The organism is Bradyrhizobium sp. SZCCHNRI2009 (assembly GCF_032485115.1).
Lineage (GTDB): Bacteria > Pseudomonadota > Alphaproteobacteria > Rhizobiales > Xanthobacteraceae > Bradyrhizobium.
In genome coordinates this window covers 559410-578423 of sequence record NZ_JAUEUH010000004.1, presented here as the reverse complement: position 1 = coordinate 578423, position 19014 = coordinate 559410, and the positions used below count along the sequence as shown (strand labels likewise).

Annotated in this window: 16 protein-coding genes; 6 read left to right on the top strand and 10 right to left on the bottom strand. The window is 62.0% G+C overall.

Translation table 11 applies throughout. The annotated features are described in order from the left end of the window. Nucleotides 1-72: 72 nt before the first annotated feature. From QX041_RS17970 to QX041_RS17955, 4 genes are all read right to left on the bottom strand, one after another. A complete protein-coding gene (locus QX041_RS17970; RefSeq protein ID WP_316166196.1) occupies nt 73-810 on the bottom strand; it encodes an esterase/lipase family protein in 738 nt (245 codons plus the stop codon). After that, on the bottom strand, nt 810-4235 hold the full coding sequence (locus QX041_RS17965; RefSeq protein WP_316166141.1) for an acyl-[ACP]--phospholipid O-acyltransferase: 3426 nt from the start codon (nt 4233-4235) through the stop codon (nt 810-812). The genes QX041_RS17970 and QX041_RS17965 overlap by 1 nt, the downstream gene beginning before the upstream one ends. Nucleotides 4236-4503: 268 nt before the next feature. Continuing rightward, nucleotides 4504-4770 carry a hypothetical protein gene (locus QX041_RS17960; protein WP_315753528.1) on the bottom strand — a complete coding sequence of 89 codons (267 nt, stop codon included), beginning with the start codon at nt 4768-4770 and terminating at the stop codon, nt 4504-4506. Between the two features lie 187 nt (nt 4771-4957). Further along, complete coding sequence (locus QX041_RS17955; RefSeq protein ID WP_316166140.1) at nt 4958-7045, bottom strand: molybdopterin oxidoreductase family protein; 2088 nt, start codon at nt 7043-7045, stop codon at nt 4958-4960. Between the two features lie 361 nt (nt 7046-7406). On the opposite strand from QX041_RS17955, the gene QX041_RS17950 reads away from it, so the two are divergent. The 3 genes from QX041_RS17950 (at nt 7407) to QX041_RS17940 (ending at nt 9605) form a co-directional block, all read left to right on the top strand. Continuing rightward, nucleotides 7407-8093: a GntR family transcriptional regulator gene (locus QX041_RS17950; RefSeq protein ID WP_315713634.1), complete on the top strand. Its 687-nt coding sequence runs from the start codon at nt 7407-7409 to the stop codon at nt 8091-8093. Nucleotides 8094-8148: 55 nt separating this feature from the next. Then, complete coding sequence (locus QX041_RS17945; protein WP_316166139.1) at nt 8149-9147, top strand: TRAP transporter substrate-binding protein; 999 nt, start codon at nt 8149-8151, stop codon at nt 9145-9147. A 206-nt stretch (nt 9148-9353) separates the two neighbouring features. After that, nucleotides 9354-9605 (top strand): TRAP transporter large permease subunit, encoded by a 252-nt coding sequence (locus QX041_RS17940; protein WP_316166138.1) that lies wholly within the window; start codon nt 9354-9356, stop codon nt 9603-9605. A gap of 23 nt (nt 9606-9628) precedes the next feature. On the opposite strand, the gene QX041_RS17935 is transcribed toward QX041_RS17940, so the two are convergent. Next, the gene (locus QX041_RS17935) at nt 9629-10360 is read right to left on the bottom strand and encodes a Crp/Fnr family transcriptional regulator (protein WP_316166137.1); all 732 of its coding nucleotides are present in this window, start codon (nt 10358-10360) and stop codon (nt 9629-9631) included. A 571-nt stretch (nt 10361-10931) separates the two neighbouring features. Next, nucleotides 10932-11645 (bottom strand): helix-turn-helix domain-containing protein, encoded by a 714-nt coding sequence (locus QX041_RS17930; RefSeq protein WP_316166136.1) that lies wholly within the window; start codon nt 11643-11645, stop codon nt 10932-10934. Between the two features lie 138 nt (nt 11646-11783). Here QX041_RS17930 and QX041_RS17925 point away from each other — a divergent pair, with 138 nt between their 5' ends. Next, complete coding sequence (locus tag QX041_RS17925) at nt 11784-12101, top strand: cytochrome c (protein WP_315825125.1); 318 nt, start codon at nt 11784-11786, stop codon at nt 12099-12101. Between the two features lie 10 nt (nt 12102-12111). On the opposite strand, the gene QX041_RS17920 is transcribed toward QX041_RS17925, so the two are convergent. From QX041_RS17920 to QX041_RS17910, 3 genes are read right to left on the bottom strand one after another with little or no spacing between them, the layout of a single operon-like run. Next, a complete protein-coding gene (locus QX041_RS17920) occupies nt 12112-13212 on the bottom strand; it encodes an ABC-type transport auxiliary lipoprotein family protein (RefSeq protein WP_316166134.1) in 1101 nt (366 codons plus the stop codon). 3 nt (nt 13213-13215) lie between these two features. Then, nucleotides 13216-13995 (bottom strand): ABC transporter ATP-binding protein, encoded by a 780-nt coding sequence (locus tag QX041_RS17915; protein WP_315712944.1) that lies wholly within the window; start codon nt 13993-13995, stop codon nt 13216-13218. A gap of 2 nt (nt 13996-13997) precedes the next feature. Further along, nucleotides 13998-15134 carry an ABC transporter permease gene (locus QX041_RS17910; protein WP_315753517.1) on the bottom strand — a complete coding sequence of 379 codons (1137 nt, stop codon included), beginning with the start codon at nt 15132-15134 and terminating at the stop codon, nt 13998-14000. Between the two features lie 161 nt (nt 15135-15295). On the opposite strand from QX041_RS17910, the gene QX041_RS17905 reads away from it, so the two are divergent. Next, nucleotides 15296-15568, top strand: coding sequence for a hypothetical protein (locus QX041_RS17905; protein WP_315753516.1), 273 nt, complete (start codon nt 15296-15298; stop codon nt 15566-15568). After that, complete coding sequence (locus tag QX041_RS17900; RefSeq protein ID WP_315712946.1) at nt 15569-16075, top strand: phage holin family protein; 507 nt, start codon at nt 15569-15571, stop codon at nt 16073-16075. A 38-nt stretch (nt 16076-16113) separates the two neighbouring features. Here the strand turns inward: QX041_RS17900 and QX041_RS17895 are convergent, their stop codons facing one another. Beyond that, on the bottom strand, nt 16114-18807 hold the full coding sequence (locus QX041_RS17895; protein WP_315712948.1) for a bifunctional acetate--CoA ligase family protein/GNAT family N-acetyltransferase: 2694 nt from the start codon (nt 18805-18807) through the stop codon (nt 16114-16116). Nucleotides 18808-19014 lie beyond the last annotated feature (207 nt).

The window sequence follows — 19014 nt, the reverse complement described above, 5'->3', positions numbered from 1 at the left end:
CGCCTTGCCTGTCGCTTGATGTCGGATGCGAGATTGTCGCGGGATAGCTGCCGCGGGCAAGGAAAACTTGCGTCAAGAGGCCGCGCGGCGGCCGATCTCGGCGATGACCCCGTGCAGCAGCGGATGCACCGGCTCGAACTGGCCAGTGCGCAGGAACGCGATGGTCTGCCGGAACGACGTCGGATGCACCAGCAGGCCCATGTGCGACGCCTTGATGGTGGTGTGGTCCGTCATCCCGGCGAGCTTGCAGCTCTCGACGGAGACGCGGCCGTCGTTCGGCCACGGCAGCAGGAACAGCCCGGCGATCGGATCGAGGAAGCGGTTGCCGGCGATCACGCCGATCTCGTAGTCGGCGGGTGGCAGAGAGGCGAGCGTGACGTCCTTCGTGGTCACCAATTGCAGGCCGGCTGGACCGAAATAAGCGCGATAGAGCCCGACGTTCTGCAGCCGGTCGGCAAGCTCGCTGCCGCCATTGGGCGTTCCCAACATGACGACACGGCCGAGCCGCGCCGGCCGATGCTTCGCAATCGCGACCCGTGCCAGCAGCCCGCCCATCGAGTGGGTGACGAAGTGGATCGGACCGTCGATCCTGGCTGTGAAATCGGCGATCGCCGGGCGGATGTCGTCGGCAAGAAACTCGAGCGGTTTCTTGCGGCTTTCATAGTCGAGGTTCAGCGTCGCAAAACCTGCGCGCTGCAACCGCTTTTCCAGTGGACGCAGCATCAATGATCGGCCGGCGATGCCATGCAGCAGCACAACCCCCGCGCCGCGGGGGCCACTGTGCTGAGAACGCCGGCGCAGCGATGCGATCACGCGACTTCCCGCTCCTCCGGCTCGCGCTCCGTCGTAGCGGTTGCCGCACTCGCCTCGGCAAGTGCCTTGGCGCCGACATAGTCGGTCTTGCCGGAACCGAGCAGCGGGATCTTGTCGACCACCATCACGACGGCCGGCACCGCAAGCTCCGGCGCACCTTGGCCTTTGGCCTGGCGCCGCATCGCGGAGCGTTCGGCATCCTTCTGCGTCGTGATCAGCACGATGCGCTCGCCCTTGCGCTGATCGGGGATCGACACCGCGACCGAAGCCGCCTGCGGCCACAAGGTCGCGGCGATCTGCTCGACCACCGTCAGCGACACCATCTCACCGGCGATCTTGGCAAAGCGCTTGGCGCGGCCCTTGATCGTGATGAAGCCCTGCGCGTCGATGGTGACGATGTCGCCGGTGTCGTGCCAGCCCTCCGGCAGCGCCTCGAGCACGCCGGGATTTTCGGCCCTGACATAGCCGAGCATGACATTGGGCCCCCGGACCGAAAGCCGCCCGCCCTCCTCGATGCCCGGCACCTTGTCGAGCCGGTACTCCATCAGCGGCGACAGGCGCCCGACGGTGCCGACCCGGTTGGCCATCGGCGTGTTCATCGCCAGCACCGGCGCGGTCTCGGTGACGCCATAGCCTTCGAGCAGGCGGATGCCATAACGCTCCATGTAGATCTGCCGTGTCCGATCCTTGACCGGCTCGGCGCCGGCGATGACCAGCCGCAGCGTGCGGAAATCATAGGCATGAGCGGAGCGTGCGTAACCAGTCAGGAAGGTGTCGGTGCCGAACAAGATCGTGGCGCCAGTCTGATAGATCAGTTCGGGCACGATCCGGTAATGCAGCGGCGACGGGTACATATAGATCGGAATGCCCGCCAACATGGGCATCATCATGCCGCCGGTGAGGCCGAAGGAGTGGAACACCGGCAAAACATTGAACACAAGATCGTTAGCGTTGGCATCGACCCTCGCCAATGCCTGGGCGGCGTTCGCGAGAATGTTGCGATGGGACAGGACGACGCCCTTTGGCGTGCCTTCGGAGCCGGACGTGAACAGAATCACGGCGGGGTGGTCGGCATTGCGGGCGACGCGCGGCCTGGTGCCGTCGATCATTCCCTTGATCTTGTCGGCCAGGCTGACCGAGGCCTTGACGTCCTCGAGATAGACCAGACGGGCCTGCCCCTCGATCGCCGCGATCAGCTTGTCGAGCTTGCCCTTCTCGATGAAGGCCCGCGACGTCAGAACGGTCGTGACCTGCGCCGCCTTCATCGCCGCCAGCACGTTCACCGGGCCGGCGGAGAAGTTCAGCATGGCCGGCACGCGGCCGATCGACTGCAGCGCCATGAAGACCACGGCGACGCCGGCGGAGTTCGGCAGCAACAGGCCGATGTTCTCGCCCACCATCGTGCCCTGCTCGAGCTTGCGGCTGAGCACCTGCGAGCCCAGCAGCAGCTTGCGATAGGTCAGCTTGGTGCCGAGCGGATCCTCGATCATCACCTTGCCGGTGTCGTGGTCGCGATGGGCATGGGCGAGCGCCTCGAACAGCGTTCGATCCAGCATTGCGTTCTTCACCATGGCTTCGATCATCACGTCCTGCAGCGCAGCGCCAGCTGCATTGCGGCGGGTCTTGCCCTTGAGAGCCGCATCGATGGTGAGCTTCACCGGCGGCAGGATCGTCACCGTCACCTTGGGAAACCACGAGCGCTTGATTTGGCCATCCTTGAGATAGCTGAGATGCGAGCGCTGCGCGCCCTCGATGCGGACCGGCACCACGACGGCGTCGGCCTTGTCGGCGATCATCGCGGTGCCGTCATAGACCTTCATCAGCGAGCCCGACACCGTGATGCGGCCCTCTGGGAAGATCACCACCGGTTCCTGGCTGGCGACCAGCTTGATCAGATCGCGAGCACCGAGCGGCTTGGTCGGGTCAATCGTGATGTGGCTTACAAGTTTCAGGAAGACCTTCGCCCACCAGGCCTTGGAGATCCCGGTGTCGACGGCAAAGGTGGCATCGATCGGCAGCACCGCGTGGAGCAGCGGACCGTCGATCAGGCTGACATGGTTCGGCGCGATCAGCATGCGGGTGCCGGCCGGCGGCAGGTTCTCCAGCCCACGCACCTCAGTGCGGAACAGCGCGCGGAACAGCATCGCGCCGAAGTCGCGCACGCCCTCCCTGCCCCATTTGTTGAGCACGAACCAAACGGCGCCGAAGCTCGCCAAAGCCAGACCGAAGAAGATCCAGGCGATCGAGAGGCCTGCGGCCTGCAGACCGGCCACGCCCAGCGAGCCGACCACCATGAAGGCTGCCTGCAGCACGTTGCCGGCAGCGATGACCCGGGCGCGCTCAGTCGGCTCCGACCAGGCCTGCACCGCGGCGAAGGCAGGAACCACGAACAGGCCGCCACCAAAGGCGAACACCGCGAAATCAATCAGCATGCGCGCTCCCGCCCAGGAGCCGACGAAGGCGAGCGGCGAGAGGTCCTTCGCGGTCGCTGTCGTCCCGATCGTCCAGGACAGATCGAGACCGAGCACGCCCATGAGGATTGCGCCGATCGGCACCAGCGCGAGATTCGGCCTGACGTGGCTGAGATGCGCCGCGAACAGCGAGCCGATGGCGATGCCGATCGCGAAGACGGCGAGGCACAAGGTGACCACCCCCTCGGTGCCGCCGACGACATCCTTGACCAGCGCGGGCAGCAGCGACAGCACGACGGCGCCGACCAGCCAGAACCACGACACGATCACCATGCCGTCCCACAGCCGGGGCATGGCATGCAACGACTTCAGAAGGTGCGAGGTCGATGTCCAAGGGTTGGCCGTGATGCGCAGATCCGGTGCCGACGGCGAAGTGTGCGGAATGCGCGACGCCGAAGCCCAGGAGATCACCGCGAGGCCGATGACGGCGAGAGCGACCCATCCCATATGCGACGAGCCGGAGACGAGCTGGCCGCCGGCGATGGTGCCGATCAGGATGGCCATGAAGGTCGCACCTTCTACCAGCGCGTTGCCAGTAGCAAGTTCACCGACCGTCAGTTGATCCGGCAGCATGGCGTATTTCACGGGGCCGAACAGCGCGGCGATGACACCGAACATGCCGAGGGCGACGAACAGAAGCGGGATCGAATGCAGAAAGAAGCCCAGCGCCGCGAAGCCTGCGGCGAAGATTTCCGCGAACTTGAGCCGGCGCGCCACGATTCCCTTGACGTATCGATCCGCCAGCTCGCCGCCGAGCCCGGACAGGATGAAGAATGGGAAGATGAAGACGGCGCCCGCCACGGTCACAAGCGCGTCGCCATGCGTTGCCACGGCGCCGTAGAGCAGCATGATGACCAGCGCATTCTTCAGAACGTTGTCGTTCAGCGCCGAGGAGAATTGGGCCCAGAACAGCGGGGCAAAACGACGCGACGACATCAACTGCTTGATCATGATCGATTCCTGGTGTGCTGCAGCGGCTTGGCCGCAAGGACCGCAAGAGCCTTGGTTGGTGATGAAATGAAGTGGTGCCGGTGATGCATCCCGTTAGACGCAGTCATGCGGTTTCGCGTTCTGCTGTTGGTCGCCGACCAGCACGAAGAGTAGCGCGTAGGTCGTGTGCAAAAGGCTTATCCAGACCTGTAGGAGCTGGAGGGGATGTATGGAACGCAAGGACATGGTGACCGCTTCGTTGCGCCTGAGATGGGGATTCGAGACAAGGTCAGGTCAGTTCGCTCAGGTAGCGGAAGCAGCCGAATAGGCCGCCACGGCGAAGCCGGCGCCCTTCGCGCCCGGCGGCACGAAAAAGACGTTGTCCGGCCAGCCGCCTCGCTCGTCGCGCAGCGAGCAGACCGGCAACATCACAGGCATTTGCGATGCGCTCGACGCGCGCCGTCAAAAGGTGAGACGCGGACCGGGCCAGACCGTTCAGCATCACCATGGGATTGATCGAAAAAAGTTGCGGAGCGCGAGAGCTGAGGACCTGCATGGGACTTCTCCACGTTTTTGAGCGTTGCTCAAAATGTTTACAACAAATTTGAGCGACGCTCAAGCTGGGAATGCAAGAGGTCCGATAAAGGTAAAATAATCCTGTGAACGGCCCGCTCCTAGGCGTGAGAGGTGAATAACGCCTTGGAATCAAAAGGGATGTTGATAACTCGGCTTTGCCGAGCTGGTCAGCCCGCCGATTTGCGCAGCCAGACCTTGTTGTCGTGGAAGGCAGCGCCCCCGATCGGAGCGACGGTGTCGGCTGCGGTGAGCACGTTGATGCCCCGTCCACCGATATGGGCGCGATTGGGATGGATCGATTCGGCGATCAGCACCCCGCGTTGAACTCCGTCGAACAGCCGGGCGGCAAGCGAGGTCTGTCCGCGCTCATTGCCGAGCGTGACGATGTCGCCGTCGACAATGCCGAGCGGGGCTGCATCCAGTGGATGGATCATGACGGAGGGGCCCCCTTCCCGCGCCTGCGACGATGGCGTCTCGTTGAAGGAGGTGTTGAGGAACGAGCGAGCCGGACTTGTCGCAAGCCGGAACGGATGCTGCTGATCGACCTCTTCGGTCACCGCCCAATGGTCGGGCAATGACGGCATGCGCTCCGGATTGCCCATGACGCGGCCGAATGGCGGATGAGCCCAGTCGGCCTTGAAGTGGAATTTACCGTCCCTGTGCGCGAAACCGTCGAGATAGTGCGAGGTGCGAAAGTCCGGCTGAAGGTCACGCCAGACATCGGCCTCGAGCCCGGCGATATCGCCATGGCCGCTCTTCTTCAACGTCGCATCGATCAGCTCGCGCGGCGACATCTCGAAGCCCGGATGCACCGCCCGCAACCGGCGCGCTAGGCCCTGCAGCACCTCATGATTGGACCGGCACTCGCCGGGCGGGTCGATCAGCTTCGGTCCGACCGAAATGTGCTGATGGCCGCCGCCGTAATAGAGATCGTCATGCTCCATGAACATCGTGGCGGGCAGCACGATGTCCGCCATCTGCGCCGTCTCGGTCATGAACTGCTCGTGGACGGCGACGAAAAGGTCTTCGCGCGCAAATCCGTTGCGAACCAGCTCCTGCTCGGGTGCCACCGTCATCGGATTGGTGTTCTGGATCAGCATCGCCTTGACTGGCGGGCCGCCACAGAGGGCCACCGCGTCTCCCGTCAGGATGCGCCCGATCTGGGACTGATCGAGAAAGCGAGTGGAATGATCCACGGCGTCGTGGCCCTCGATGATGGACTCGTCGAAATGCCACAGCGCCGCGTTGTTGAAGAAGGCACCGCCTCCTTCGTATTGCCAGGCGCCCGTCACCGCGGGAATGCAGGATGCCGCATGCATCTGCGTCGCGCCGTTCCTGCTGCGGGTGAAGCCATAACCCAGTCGGAAGAAGGTCCGCTTCGTCTCTCCGACCAGACGGGCGAACGCCTCGATCTCGGCCACGGGAACGCCGGAGATTTGCGATGCCCATTGCGGCGTCCGCGTCTGCAGATGCGCTTCGAGTTCCGCAGGACAGTCCGTGTACTTCTCCATATAGGCGCGGTCGGCAAAGCCATCGCGAAACAGCACGTGCATCACGCCGCAGGCAAAGGCGCCGTCTGTGCCCGGGCGCAGGATGATCTTGATGTCGGCCTGCTTCATCGTCTCATTGTCGTAGACATCGATCGCCGCGATCTTGGCGGCCCGCTCTTTTCGGGCGCGCGCGGCATGAGTCATGACATTGACCTGCGTGTTCACCGGGTTCGTGCCCCAAATCACGACCAGGTCCGAGAGCGCCATCTCCCGCGGATCGACGCCGGCGATCTTCCCAGTGCCGATGGCAAAGCCGATACGCGCGACATTGGCGCAGATCGTCGAGTAGAACCGCGAATACTTCTTCACATGGGTGAGACGATTGAGGCCATCGCGCATCACGAGCCCCATCGTGCCCGCGTAATAATACGGCCAGACCGACTGAGCGCCAAAATCCTGCTCCGCCTGGAGAAATCGCTCCGCGATCTCGTCCAATGCCTCGTCCCAGGAGATGCGTGCGAATTGCCCTGAGCCTTTCGGACCGGTGCGACGCATCGGATGCATCAGCCTTTCAGGATGATGAATCCGCTCGGCATATCTCGCGACCTTGGCGCAAACCACGCCAGCCGTATAGGTCTGCCGTTTCGAGCCGCGAACGCGGCCGATCGTCTTCCGATCGAGCACTTCGACGTCGAGCGCGCAGGCCGACGGACAATCGTGCGGGCAGGTAGAATGGCGGATATCGACCCGAGTCTGCTGGTTCATGCCCGATTGGTAGCATCAAAGAATGCATCCGCCGAGAGCATTCGCGAGGCATTCGCATGAACGAGATCCGTGCGTGTCTGCTTCACCGCAGATTTGCTTCTGGATGTGGACAAGTCGCCGCCGACAACGGCCGATCCGCCGTTAGGGGCGAGATGAAGACGGCAAGAAAAGACGATAGGCTTTGTTGCGTGCCCGTGGTTGCTGCCTGCGTACATCGCATTGCACCATCACGCGCCCTCAGCTGACGGCAATTTCGATTGCAAAGCCAGTTTCATATATTAATATATCAGCTGAGGAAACGAAGATGTCCGGTCGACCCCCGAGGAAATTGGCCGCAGCGCCACGGCCCGTGGTCGCCCGCATGCGCCGCAATGGTCGCCCCCGCGGCGCGACAGCAGCGTCACGCATCTACACCGATCTCAGGTCCGAACTCGTGTCGCTCGTGCGCCTGCCGGGCGAACCGATTTCGGAAGCGCAGATCGCGACGGCCTATGGCGTCAGCAGGACACCGGTCCGCGAGGCCATTCTGAAACTCGCGGACGAAGGGCTGGTCGAGATCTTTCCGCAGTCCGGCATCTTCGTCTCGCGCATTCCGGTCGCAGCACTCCCCGAGACCATCATCATCCGAAAGTCTCTCGAAGAGACGACCGCACGGATGGCGGCCGAGCATGCGACATCGAGCCAGTTGCTCAACCTGCATGCGACCCTCGAACGTCAGCGCGAGGCCTGCGCCGCAAAGGATCGCGAAGCCTTCCACCAGGCGGACGAGATGTTTCACGCTGGCATCGCCGAGGTCGCCGGCTATCCCGGGATCTGGAAGCTGATCGTTCAGGTCAAGGTTCACGTCGACCGCTATCGTCGACTGACCCTGCCGCAGATCGGACGGATGGCCGAAGTGATCGCAGAGCACGAACCAATTCTCCAGGCCATCGAACGGCGCGATCCGGATCGTGCCAGGGCTGCCATGGCGAGTCATCTGGAACGCCTGCTCGACGACATCTCTGAAATTCAGACCAAGAATCCAGAGTATTTCGATCAACCAGGCTAACGAGATGATCGCATCGAACCTTGCGGCGACACGATCATTCCGTCGGAGAGACGCCATGAAAAGACGCGATTTCATCAGACTGAGCGTGGGCTTTGCGGGCGTTGCAACGCTGCCGCCGATCTCGGCCGCCCTTGCGCAATCGAAGGCGGTGTTCAAGGCATCCGACGTTCAGCCGCCGGGTTATCCGACGGTTGCAGCAACAGAAAACCTCGGCAAGAAGCTTGCAGCGGCAACCAACGGCAGGCTGTTGATCCAGATGTATCCCTCCGCTCAGCTCGGCGGCGAGAAAGAGACTATCGAGCAGACCCAGATCGGGGCGATCCAGATACTGCGGGTCAGCGCCGGCGCGCTCGGCCCGATCGTCGACGACGTCAACGTCGTCAACATGCCCTTCCTGTTCAAGAGCATCGAACATTCTGAAAAGATGATGGACGGTCCGATCGGTCAGGACCTTCTGGACCGCGTCAGCGCCAATGCCAGCGCAAATCTCGTCGCACTCTGCTGGATGAATTCTGGCGCGCGCAGCATCTACAACACCAAGAAGCCCATCAGGACGGTCGAGGACGTCAAGGGGCTGAAGATCCGCGTGATCGGCAATCCCATCTTCATCGACATGATGAACGCGCTCGGCGGCAACGGCGTCGCGATGGGCTACGATCAGGTCTTCAGCGCGCTGCAGACCGGCGTGATCGACGGGGCCGAAAACAATCCGCCGAGCTACGTCTCCAGCAATCATTACACGGCCGCGAAGTACTATTCGCTCACCCAGCATCTCGTCATTCCGGAAATCCTCGTGTTCTCGAAGCGGTCCTGGGCAAACCTGTCGACGGACGACCAGACCTTGATCAAGAAGTTCGCGCGCGAAGCGCAGATGGAGGAGCGCGAACTCTGGAAGATCTATGAGCGGGAAGCGATTGAGAAGGCCAAGGCCGGTGGCTCCGAGATTGTCGAAATCGCCAACAAGGCGCCGTTCCAGAAGGCCGTGAAGCCGGTCTGGGACAAATACGGTCCGAAGTACCAAGAAATGATCAAGCGCATTCAGGACATCGCATAGACCGCACGCTCGGTTCGGACGATCAAGAGGCTTACGATGGCCGGACTCTATCGCCGGGCGATGGATGCACTGTATCCCGCTTGCGTCATCGTGGGCGTAACGGCGCTCGTGCTGATCTCAGCCGTCATCCCTTGGGCGGTCTTCACCCGCTACGTCCTGAACGGCGCGGCTTCCTGGCCCGAAGCGATGGCCGTCCTGTTGTGCTGGTGCCACCAAGCCCTAACGCCGTCCTTCACGCGCTCGCGACCGGCGGGACGATCCCGATCAGCGCGCTGTTCATGGCGGGTGTATTCCCGGGGCCGCTGCTCGGCTTCTCGCTGATCCTGCTCTGCATCGTGATCGCCTATCGCGAGGGCCATCCCCACGGCCAGCGGGTTCCGGCCAAGGATTCGGTCCTCCCCCCCCCCCCCGAAATCCAGCTCGCGGCCGGCGGGATACGGTCATCATCGGCTAGGTAGGGCCGGAAAATGCCTCGCCGCCCCTACTCGTCTTCGTCTTGAGCAGCCTCCGCCAATCCGCGTAGCGGCTCGGGGTTCAGAAGCACGATCGCCCCGTGCTCAAGGCGGACCCAGTCCCGCGCGGCCCATGCACGCAACTGCTTGTTGATGCTCTCCCGCGTCATGCCGACCATTTCGCTGATCTCCTGCTGCGTGATGGCAATGGTGCGGCTCGCGGCATCCAGCTTGCGCTTGTCGGTCAGGCCGAGCAGCGCACTGGCAAGGCGGCGGGGAAGATCCTGAAGGATGACCTGCTCGACCTGGTCGCTGGTCCAGCGCAGCCGATCGCAAAGCAGCTCGATGAACTTCATTGCCAGCACCGGCTGGCTCTTTACGAACGGCAGGAATTCGCGCCGATCGATGACCAGGATCTCGCAGTTCGTATTGGCCGTTGCATCGGCTGTACGTTCTCGTCCGTCGAGCACGGCGACTTCGCCGAAGATCTCACCGGCGCTGATCAGGTTCAGGATAGCATTGCGGCCGTCGGGCGACGAGACACTAATTTTGACGGTGCCACTGATCACGGCATACAAGCTCGAGCCGGGATCGCCCTTTGAGAAGATGGTTGCACCGCGCTTGAGCGATGTCGGCTTGGCGTAGCGGCAGAGCTGATCGACCGCATCAGCCTCGAGTTCACGAAAAATCGGATGCTGACGCAGCACCGACAGTTTGCCGTTGTTGGTAGGTCGGACGCTCGCCCGCTTTTCCTCAGTCACACCGCATCTCCCAGGCGTCCGAATACCGCCGCCCAAGGGAGATGTCCAAAGCTGGTGGCCAAGGCCCCGCGGATGTCAGGGGACTATGGACACGCCTACAGCCACCAGCAAAGACGATCCCTCGGACTTGCGAGCACCGATCCTCGATTTCATTGCACCTCGGAATACGGCAGATCGGCGGATTGTCCAGGAAAATGCGGCGAACGCTCAACGGCGAAGCCATGCGCCAATCGACGCCGGAGGCGTTTCCGCCGCCGATACGGGCCCGGCATACATTGTGCAACGCGTGAGAGTCGCCCAGCCGCCCCGTCGGACCAGCAGCGCTACTCTTCTGAGCGCAAGATGCAGGAGTCCAAGGGCAGCCTGTAGCTCACACCCGATGCCTTGTCTGTGAATCAGCCCAAAGCAGGACCGCAGCGAACCCGACAAAAACCCCCACAACTGCAAAGCTGACGATCATAGCGTCGAGCGGCATGTCTCTCTCCCCTGTTCGAGTTTGAGACACAGTTCCCTACCGGCTGCGCGACAGTCCTTGATCCAGATCAATGCAATGCGGATTTCGCCAGCGATGTCAGGCAGCAGCCATTGCTTCGGCTCGCGCCGAGTCCCGAAGCGAGACGCCCCCGGGCAGGATCGCGATGATGCCCTCCCGTTCGAGCTTCGTGAACGTTCGACTGACGGTCTCGATGGTGAGCCCGAGATAGTCGGCGATATCCTGCCGACTCATCGGCAACGGTACCATGTTAGAGGCCCCCCGAAGCTCCACCAGCCGGTTCCTCCAGCCAACGAGGAATGTCGCGACCTTCTCCTCGGCGGATCGGCGCCCGAGAAGTACCATGTGATCACGCGCCTGATTCAGCTCCTGCACGGCCAGTTCGTTCATCCGACGCAGCAGATTTGGCTTGTCCTCGGCAAAGCGTCCGAACGGTCCCTTCGCGAACTGGCAGACGGTGACGGGACCGATTGCGTCGGCCGAAAATCCATGCCGCTCCTCCGTCGTCATGCCGACGAAGTCGCCGGGCAGCGCAAATCCGACGATCTGCCTGCGTCCGTCGGGGAGAAGCTTGTAGAGCCTCATGACTCCATCCAATAAATTGTAGAAGCAGGACGATGTGTCTTCTTGCGCGAAAACCGTCTCGCAGGTCGCAAAATGGGCTCGGCGGCTGAGGTGCTCGAATTCGCGCATTTCGAACTGGTCGAGCGACGCACAGACACTGAATCCCCGCACGGCACAATCGGCACAGGCCTGCCCGTGGAAATCGATTGCAACAAGAGACGTCTTCATACGGGGGCTCCGGTGGGCCAAGCGCAAAGAGAATGATTGCATTCTAACGGACGCTCGAAGTTCCGATTGATTCAAATCAAACGAACCAACAATCCGGGCCCTATCGTGGCCGCCACTCCCAACCAATGGATATCGTGAATGCAGCGGCTTGTTCTGTGCCACCTTCTCGCCGCGATTGCGTTAGCGACCCCGTCATACGCGACGTCGACGGCGCAGCAACGCGGACAGGCTTTCGCGAAGGCCCACTGCGCACGATGCCACGCCATTGGTCGAACGGGAGATAGCCCGTTCGAACCGGCTCCTCCGTTCCGAAGCCTCCATCTCCGCTACCCGATCGAATCTTTGGGCGAAGCGCTCGCGGAGGGGATCATGACTGGTCACCCGGCCATGCCCCAATTCCAGCTTGCGCCGCCGCAGATCCACGATCTGCTCTCGTATTTGAAGAGCTTGGAATAGCCCGATCGATTCAGAGCGCCTGTATCGTCCAGGTCAGAATCGATTTGGCAATCCGGCCGAAGGCCTCATCGAAGGCGGACACGGCATCAGCAGGATCAAGCCGGGCAACGGGCTGGCTTTCGCCAAACAGCCGAGACGCGATGGCCTTGCCGTTCTTGTCGACGAGGCGAGCCGACAGGCCAATTTCCACCGCGGCGGTATCGCCATTGATCCGGAAACGGCGGACATCGATCAGCAGCTGAAAATCCGGCTGGCCCAGATCGGATGTCCGCAGCGGAGCGTGGGCCACATCGTAGTTCTCGAAGGCATCGATCAGACGTGATTGCAGCAACTTGGGGATGCTGTCAGCCCACAGGAAATCACCGAACCCGGGGTAGTCCTTTGTGGGCGTGAACAGCATGCGCTGAGTCTGCAGCATCGCCACGGCCGTGGGCTCAGGTATCGAGAGCTGACCCTTGATGGTCTTGTTGACCGGCCCCAGTTCTCTTGGCGCGCTCAGATCATAGGTGACTTTCTGTGCTGCAGCACCGCCTCCCGTCATTTTCTCCAGACCCGAGACGATTCCATCGAGCTTGCCGGTATTCCGCGCGAGGCCGTCCGAGAATGTCTTGAGGTTAGCGATCGTATCTTTGAGCGGCCCGGCATTCTCCGCAAGAACTGCGTCGACACGCCGCAGGGCGTCCCGGGCGGCCTGCGTCATGCTTTGTCCGGCGCCTGGTTCTGCAATCAAGGTCGATACGGCACTCGCCGCTCCTGCAGACGCGCCGCCCTCCAGCGCGATCACCGGCACTCCGGTCAGCCCCTGAAATTCCAACCCTACTTTGGTGTCGGCGCGCACCGGGGTCGTCGACGCCACGGAAATCGTTGCGTTGACCCGACGCGGATCGTTCGGCGCCAGACCGAGCTCAGTCACCTCGCCGACCCGGATTCCGTTGAACAGAACGGCAGCCCCGACCAGCAGGCCGGGCACCGAGCCCTCGAACTGCACGTGATAGGTCGTGCGAGGCCCGAGTCCTCCGGTGTTGTTGAGCCAGTAAACGAAGCCAAAGATCGCGACGATGGCCGCCAGCACGAAGCCGCCGATGACAGCGAAGGGCGCACGGGTTTCCATCTTTCAACTCGCTTTTGGTTGCAGCATCTGGGATCGCTTGCCGTGAAAATAGGCTTTGACCCATGGATGTTCTGATCGGAGGAGGTCGCTCATAGGACCAATCGCCACGATCCTGCCATCGGCCAACGCAGCGACACGGTCGCAGACCGTGTTGAGGCTGGCGAGGTCATGGGTCACCATGAACACCGTCAATCCCAACGTCAGCTGGAGCGTCTTGATCAGGGCGTCGAAGTCGCCGGCGGAGATCGGATCGAGGCCGGAGGTCGGCTCATCAAGAAATACGATCGCCGGATCGAGAGCGAGGGCGCGCGCCAGCGCGGCGCGCTTCGTCATGCCGCCGGATAGCTCGGCTGGGAATTTATCACCGTCCTCTGCGCGAAGGCCGACCATTTCGAGCTTGGCTATCGCGATCTCATCCATCAACTCCTGCGACATCTGCAGGCTCTCGCGCAGCGGAAACTGTACGTTCTGTTTGACCGTCAGTGACGAGAACAGAGCACCCTGCTGAAACAGAATTCCCCAGCGCTTCGCTGCAGCCTGCGTCGTCCGCTCCTCGGCGCCCCCAACGGTTGTCCCCATGACCTCAATGGTCCCGCTGCGCCGAGGAATGAGTCCGATGATCGTCCGCATCAGGACGGATTTTCCGCCGCCTGACGCGCCAACCAACCCGAGAATCTCACCGCGACGAACGTCGAGCGAAAGATTGTTCAGAACGAGCTGCCGGCCGAACCCGACAACGAGATCGGTCACGCGGATCGCGCTGGACACGCCAAGATCATCCATCGCTACATTCCAATGGACGCAAAAAACACGGCGAAAAGACCATCGAGCACGATGACCAGGAAAATGGATTTCACCACGGATGTCGTAGTCTGTTGCCCCAGCGATTCGGCACTACCTTTCACACGAAGTCCCTCACTGCAGGCAACAATGCCGATCACCAGGGCCATGAACGGCGCCTTCAATATTCCCACTTCGAAGTGCGTCACCGAGATGGCATCGTGTAGCCGGGCGATGAAGATTGCCGGTCCCATGCCGCCATAGAGCTGGGCCACCAGCCCTCCTCCATACAGGCCAGCCATCGAGCCGATGAAGGCGAGAATTGGCAAGGTCAAGATCAACGCAACGATACGGGGCAGAATCAGCACCTCGACAGGGTCAAGTCCCATCGTCACCAGCGCGTCGATCTCCTCGCGCATCTTCATCGATCCAAGCTCGGCCGTGTAGGCGCTTCCCGACCGCCCTGCCACCATGATCGCGACGATCAGAACGCCAAGCTCGCGCAGGACCAGAATTCCGACCATGTCGACGACGTAAGACTCGGCACCGAAACGTCGAAAATGGAAGATCCCCTGCTGGGCGATGATGGCGCCGATCAGGAATGTGATCAACACCACGATTGGAATGGCCTGCCACCCGATGCGGTACATCTGATAGACGAGGGAGGTCACGCGCAGAGATTGAGGCCGGCGCAGCGTGCGCAGCAGCGCAAAGAACAGCGCGGCCAACATGTCCAGAAACACCTTGATGTCCTGGGCGGCCCCCAGACTCGAACGACCGAGGTCGGTGAGTTTGGCGAGGATCGGGTTCAGTCTCGGTGCCGGCTCGACGACTCGTCGATTGACCTGCCGGACCTCCTCGACGAGGCCGACGTAGTTTTCTGCTACCCCGATCATCTCGACCCGACGATCGCCCGCAGCAGCCCGGCGGCCGAGCTTCTCAAGCAACCAAGCACCGACGGTATCGATTTCGCTGACGGCCCCAAGATCGAGCTTCACGGCGGTCGCGCTGTTGATGCTGTTGCCGACAGAGCTGGTCAAGCTCTCGAGCTCTGCCACGTTCAGGGACACCCATGATCCGCTCGGACGAAGCTCGAGCACATCCTCCGTCGTCGCCGCGGTCAGTCCCGGATGAGCACGCAATTGGATGTCTCCCTCAGTCGGCGTGCCGAGGCACACCCGTTCCTAAATCGCGCCGATCTGCCTCGCTTGATCTGCGTCAATCCCGTCAGCGCAACGGGTTGAGCGAAATCAAGCATCGTGCCGAGCTACGTTCTACAGTGATTTTGACGCAAGGACAAAACATGGCCATCGACCCGACGACCCTCCGGACCGAGCTGGAGAGCCTGACGCGAGAGCTAAGCCAGCTGTTGCGGGGCGCGGGTACGCCGCGTGACAACCCGGACGCGCAACCAGCCGCCGCCGGAATGCTCGCTGCAGCGATCGAGGTGCTAGACATGCGTCTAAGCGAGACAGACGTTCAGGTGGAACGAATGATCAGGGATCGTCCGATCGTGGCGACGGCTTCGGCCTTCGCCCTCGGGCTTGCCGTTGGCCTCCTGCTGCGGAGAACTTAAGTGGATACCGAAAATGTCGTTAAACATTTACGCCTTCTCTGGCGGACGGACCGGGTCATTGCCGACATCAGGCTTCGGCACTTGCTCGTCGGGCTTGGCCTCCGGGCCTTTGCGGCGCTGATCGCCGTCTTTGGCCTCCTGATGTTCGAGCTGGCGGCCTATCTTGCATTGGTCCAGGTCACCTCCGCGGTCGTGGCAGCCGCGGCACTCGGAGCCTGCAATATCGCGATTGCGGCGATCCTGCTGATCATCGCATCCCGTGCACCGTCCGGCCGGGAACTCGAACTAGCCAACGAGATTCACTCCTCGGCAATGGACTCGCTGCAATTGGAAGCACGAGCTTTGCAGTCCCGAATCTCGAGCGTGGTCAACCATCCGCTCAACAGCCTCATTCCGCTGCTCATCGTTCCCATTGCGACGATGATCATCAGAACTCTCCGCTCGCATGGCGCTTCCGAAGGCGAGGCGGCGAGTCCGCCGTCCAATGACGACCACCATCCGACCTGAACCGATGGACCGGGTGAGAGGACACCGAAGATCTGAGCTTAGAGCCTGAGTTTGACATTGCAAAGGTCGCGCTCGGTTGGATCGGTTTTGACCTCGAAACCGAGATTCCTACACATCTCCAGCATGACGACATTCTCCTGCAGGACGTCGCCGGAGATCATCTTCAGGCCCTCCGACTTGGCGTATTCGATGATCAGCTGCATCAATGCCCAGCCGAGTCCGCGTCCCTTGAGATCCGACCGCAACAGGATCGCGTATTCCCCGCTCTCGTAAACCGAGTCGGAGTGAATCCTCACGACGCCGACCAGTTCGTTTGTCGCTTCATCGAGAGCTACAAAAGCCATCGCGCGCGCATAGTCGAGCTGCGTCAGGCGCGCGATGAACTCGTGCGTGAACTCCTTCATTGGGGCAAAGAATCGAAGACGCAGGTCCTCCGCAGTGACATGCTTGAGGAACTCATGAATGGTTGGCTCATCCTCGGGTCGGATCGGCCGCGCAAGGATCCGCCAGCCGTCCTTGACCTGGAGATGCCGTTCCCATTGGCTCGGATAGGGCCGAACGGCGAAATTCGACGGACCAGAGCCTTTGAATTTCGGCGGAACCCTGCCGACGGCGACGCGCGCATCGACGGCCATGACGCCGCTCTCGTCGGCGAGCAGCGGATTGATGTCGAGTTCGCGAATCTCGGGAACATCTGCTGCAAGCTGCGCAAGCTTGACCAGCACCAGTGCGACTGCATCGGGCTTGACCGCTGGGACATCACGATAGGCGCGCAGCAATCGTGAGACGCGCGTCCGCTCGATGAGGTTTCGCGCCAGATGGAGATCGAGCGGAGGCAGACCGAGCGCCTTGTCGTTGATGATCTCGACGGCGGTACCGCCTCTGCCGAACACGATCACGGTTCCGAAGGTCGGATCGTCGGCAATGCCCATGATCAGCTCCCTCGCCTTGGCGCGGACGATCATGGCTTGCACGATCACGCCGGAAATCCGTGCGTCGGGCCGAACGGCCTTCGCGCGGGCCATGATCTCGTTCGCGGCGTTACGCACGGCCTCGGCCGTAGTGAGATTGAGCACGACACCGCCGACGTCGGATTTGTGAATGATATCTCTCGACAAGATCTTGAGCACGACAGTTGTGCCTTGAGCGAACAACTGCTCCGCATATCCGACCGCCTCGTCGACCGAGGATGCAGCGAACGTCGGCACCATCGCAATATCATAGGCCTCCAGCAGGCGACTGATCTCGACCGGATCGAGCCAGGTCCGCCCGTCGGCGAGGGCTGTCGCTACAATTCTGCGGGCTGCCTCGACGTCGGGCGCAAAAGAGCTCGGCATGGCCGGCGGCACAGCGGCAAGCGATTCGACCACCTCCCGATGACGAACGAGATGCATGAAGCCGCGAACGGCATCATCCTCCGTTGGGTAGTTCGGAATTCCTGCCCCGCTCAAGGTCTCGATGACCGACTGCTCCGCACCGACCCATGCCGCCAGAACCGGCTTTGCCCAGCGCCGGTGCTGCTTTCGATAGGTACTGACGAACTCGGTGACAGCCGTGGCAATGGCGCTCGCGGATGCAATCGCGGTCTGAACGTTCATGACGAGAATTGCATCGTTGGCTCGATCGGCGAGCAGCGCCTCAAGCGCGAGCGTGTAGCGTGCAGCATCGGCATCGCCGACAATGTCGACCGGGTTGGATCCGGACCAGGTCGGCGGCAGGATGGCGTCGAGTTTGTCGTGGACGACCGGCGAGAGTGCGGCAGGCACGCCTCCGAGCTCGACCAGTCGGTCCACGGCGAGCACGCCGATCCCGCCGCCATTCGTGAGAATGGCGAGCCTCTTGCCCATGGGCGACTCCACGCGCCCCAGCGTTTCGGCGCAGTCGAACAACTCGCGCAGATCGGAGACCCGCAGAACGCCGGCCCGGCGAAAAGCCGCATCGTAGACGGCATCCGCTCCCGCCAGCGCGCCCGTATGTGTCGCCGCAGCTTGCGCACCGACGGCACCGCGGCCCGATTTCACAACCACAACCGGCTTGACCCTTGCCGCCGCTCGCGCCGCGGACATGAACTTTCGAGCGTCCTTGACGGCTTCGATGTAGAGCAGGATCGCGCGGGTCCCACCGTCCAGCGCGAAGTGGTCCAGTAGATCTGCGAGATCGACGTCCAACTGATCGCCGATCGAGACGATTCCAGAAAACCCAACACCGCGCTGAGCAGCCCAATCTACCATCCCCGCCGCGATAGCGCCGGACTGTGAAATGAGCGCCAGGCTGCCTGCAACCGGCATGTGCGCCGAAAAGCTCGCATTGAGCTTGATGGTCGGCATCATGATGCCGAGACAGTTCGGCCCAATGAGACGCATGCCGTATTTCTGCGCTGCCTTCTCGGCCTGGTCAGCGAGCGACCCCTCTCCATGCCCGAGACCCGAGGTAATGATCAGAGCCCCTGCCGTCCCCAACGCGCCTGCGCGATGAATGAGATCCGGGATCGAAGGGGGTGGCGTCGTGATCACCACAAGTTCCGGCACAAACGCCAATTCGGCGAGACTGCCAACGGCTGCGATGTTGGATATTTCCCGATAGCGGGAATTGACCAGGCCAAGCTTGCCCTCGAACCGCGCCTTGACGATATTGTCGAGAATGGCCTTCCCTACCGAGTTCGGTCGCGGACTCCCTCCGATCAGAGCGATGGAGCGAGGCAAAAGCAGGTTCCGCAATCGGTAGGTCGACATTTGCACGTCCAACATCAGTTGGTGAAAGGCGGGTGAATCCCGGAGATTGATCTTAGTTTCAATCCGCAGCGGGTCTAGCGCGACTTATCATCCCAGCATAGTGACGGATGCAATACCGCTCCGTTCCCCGACCGCACCTGCCGGCTCTGCTCGGTAGGCCGCAGTATTCGAACCAAGTCCTTGATGAGCATCAAACGATTGCCGGGC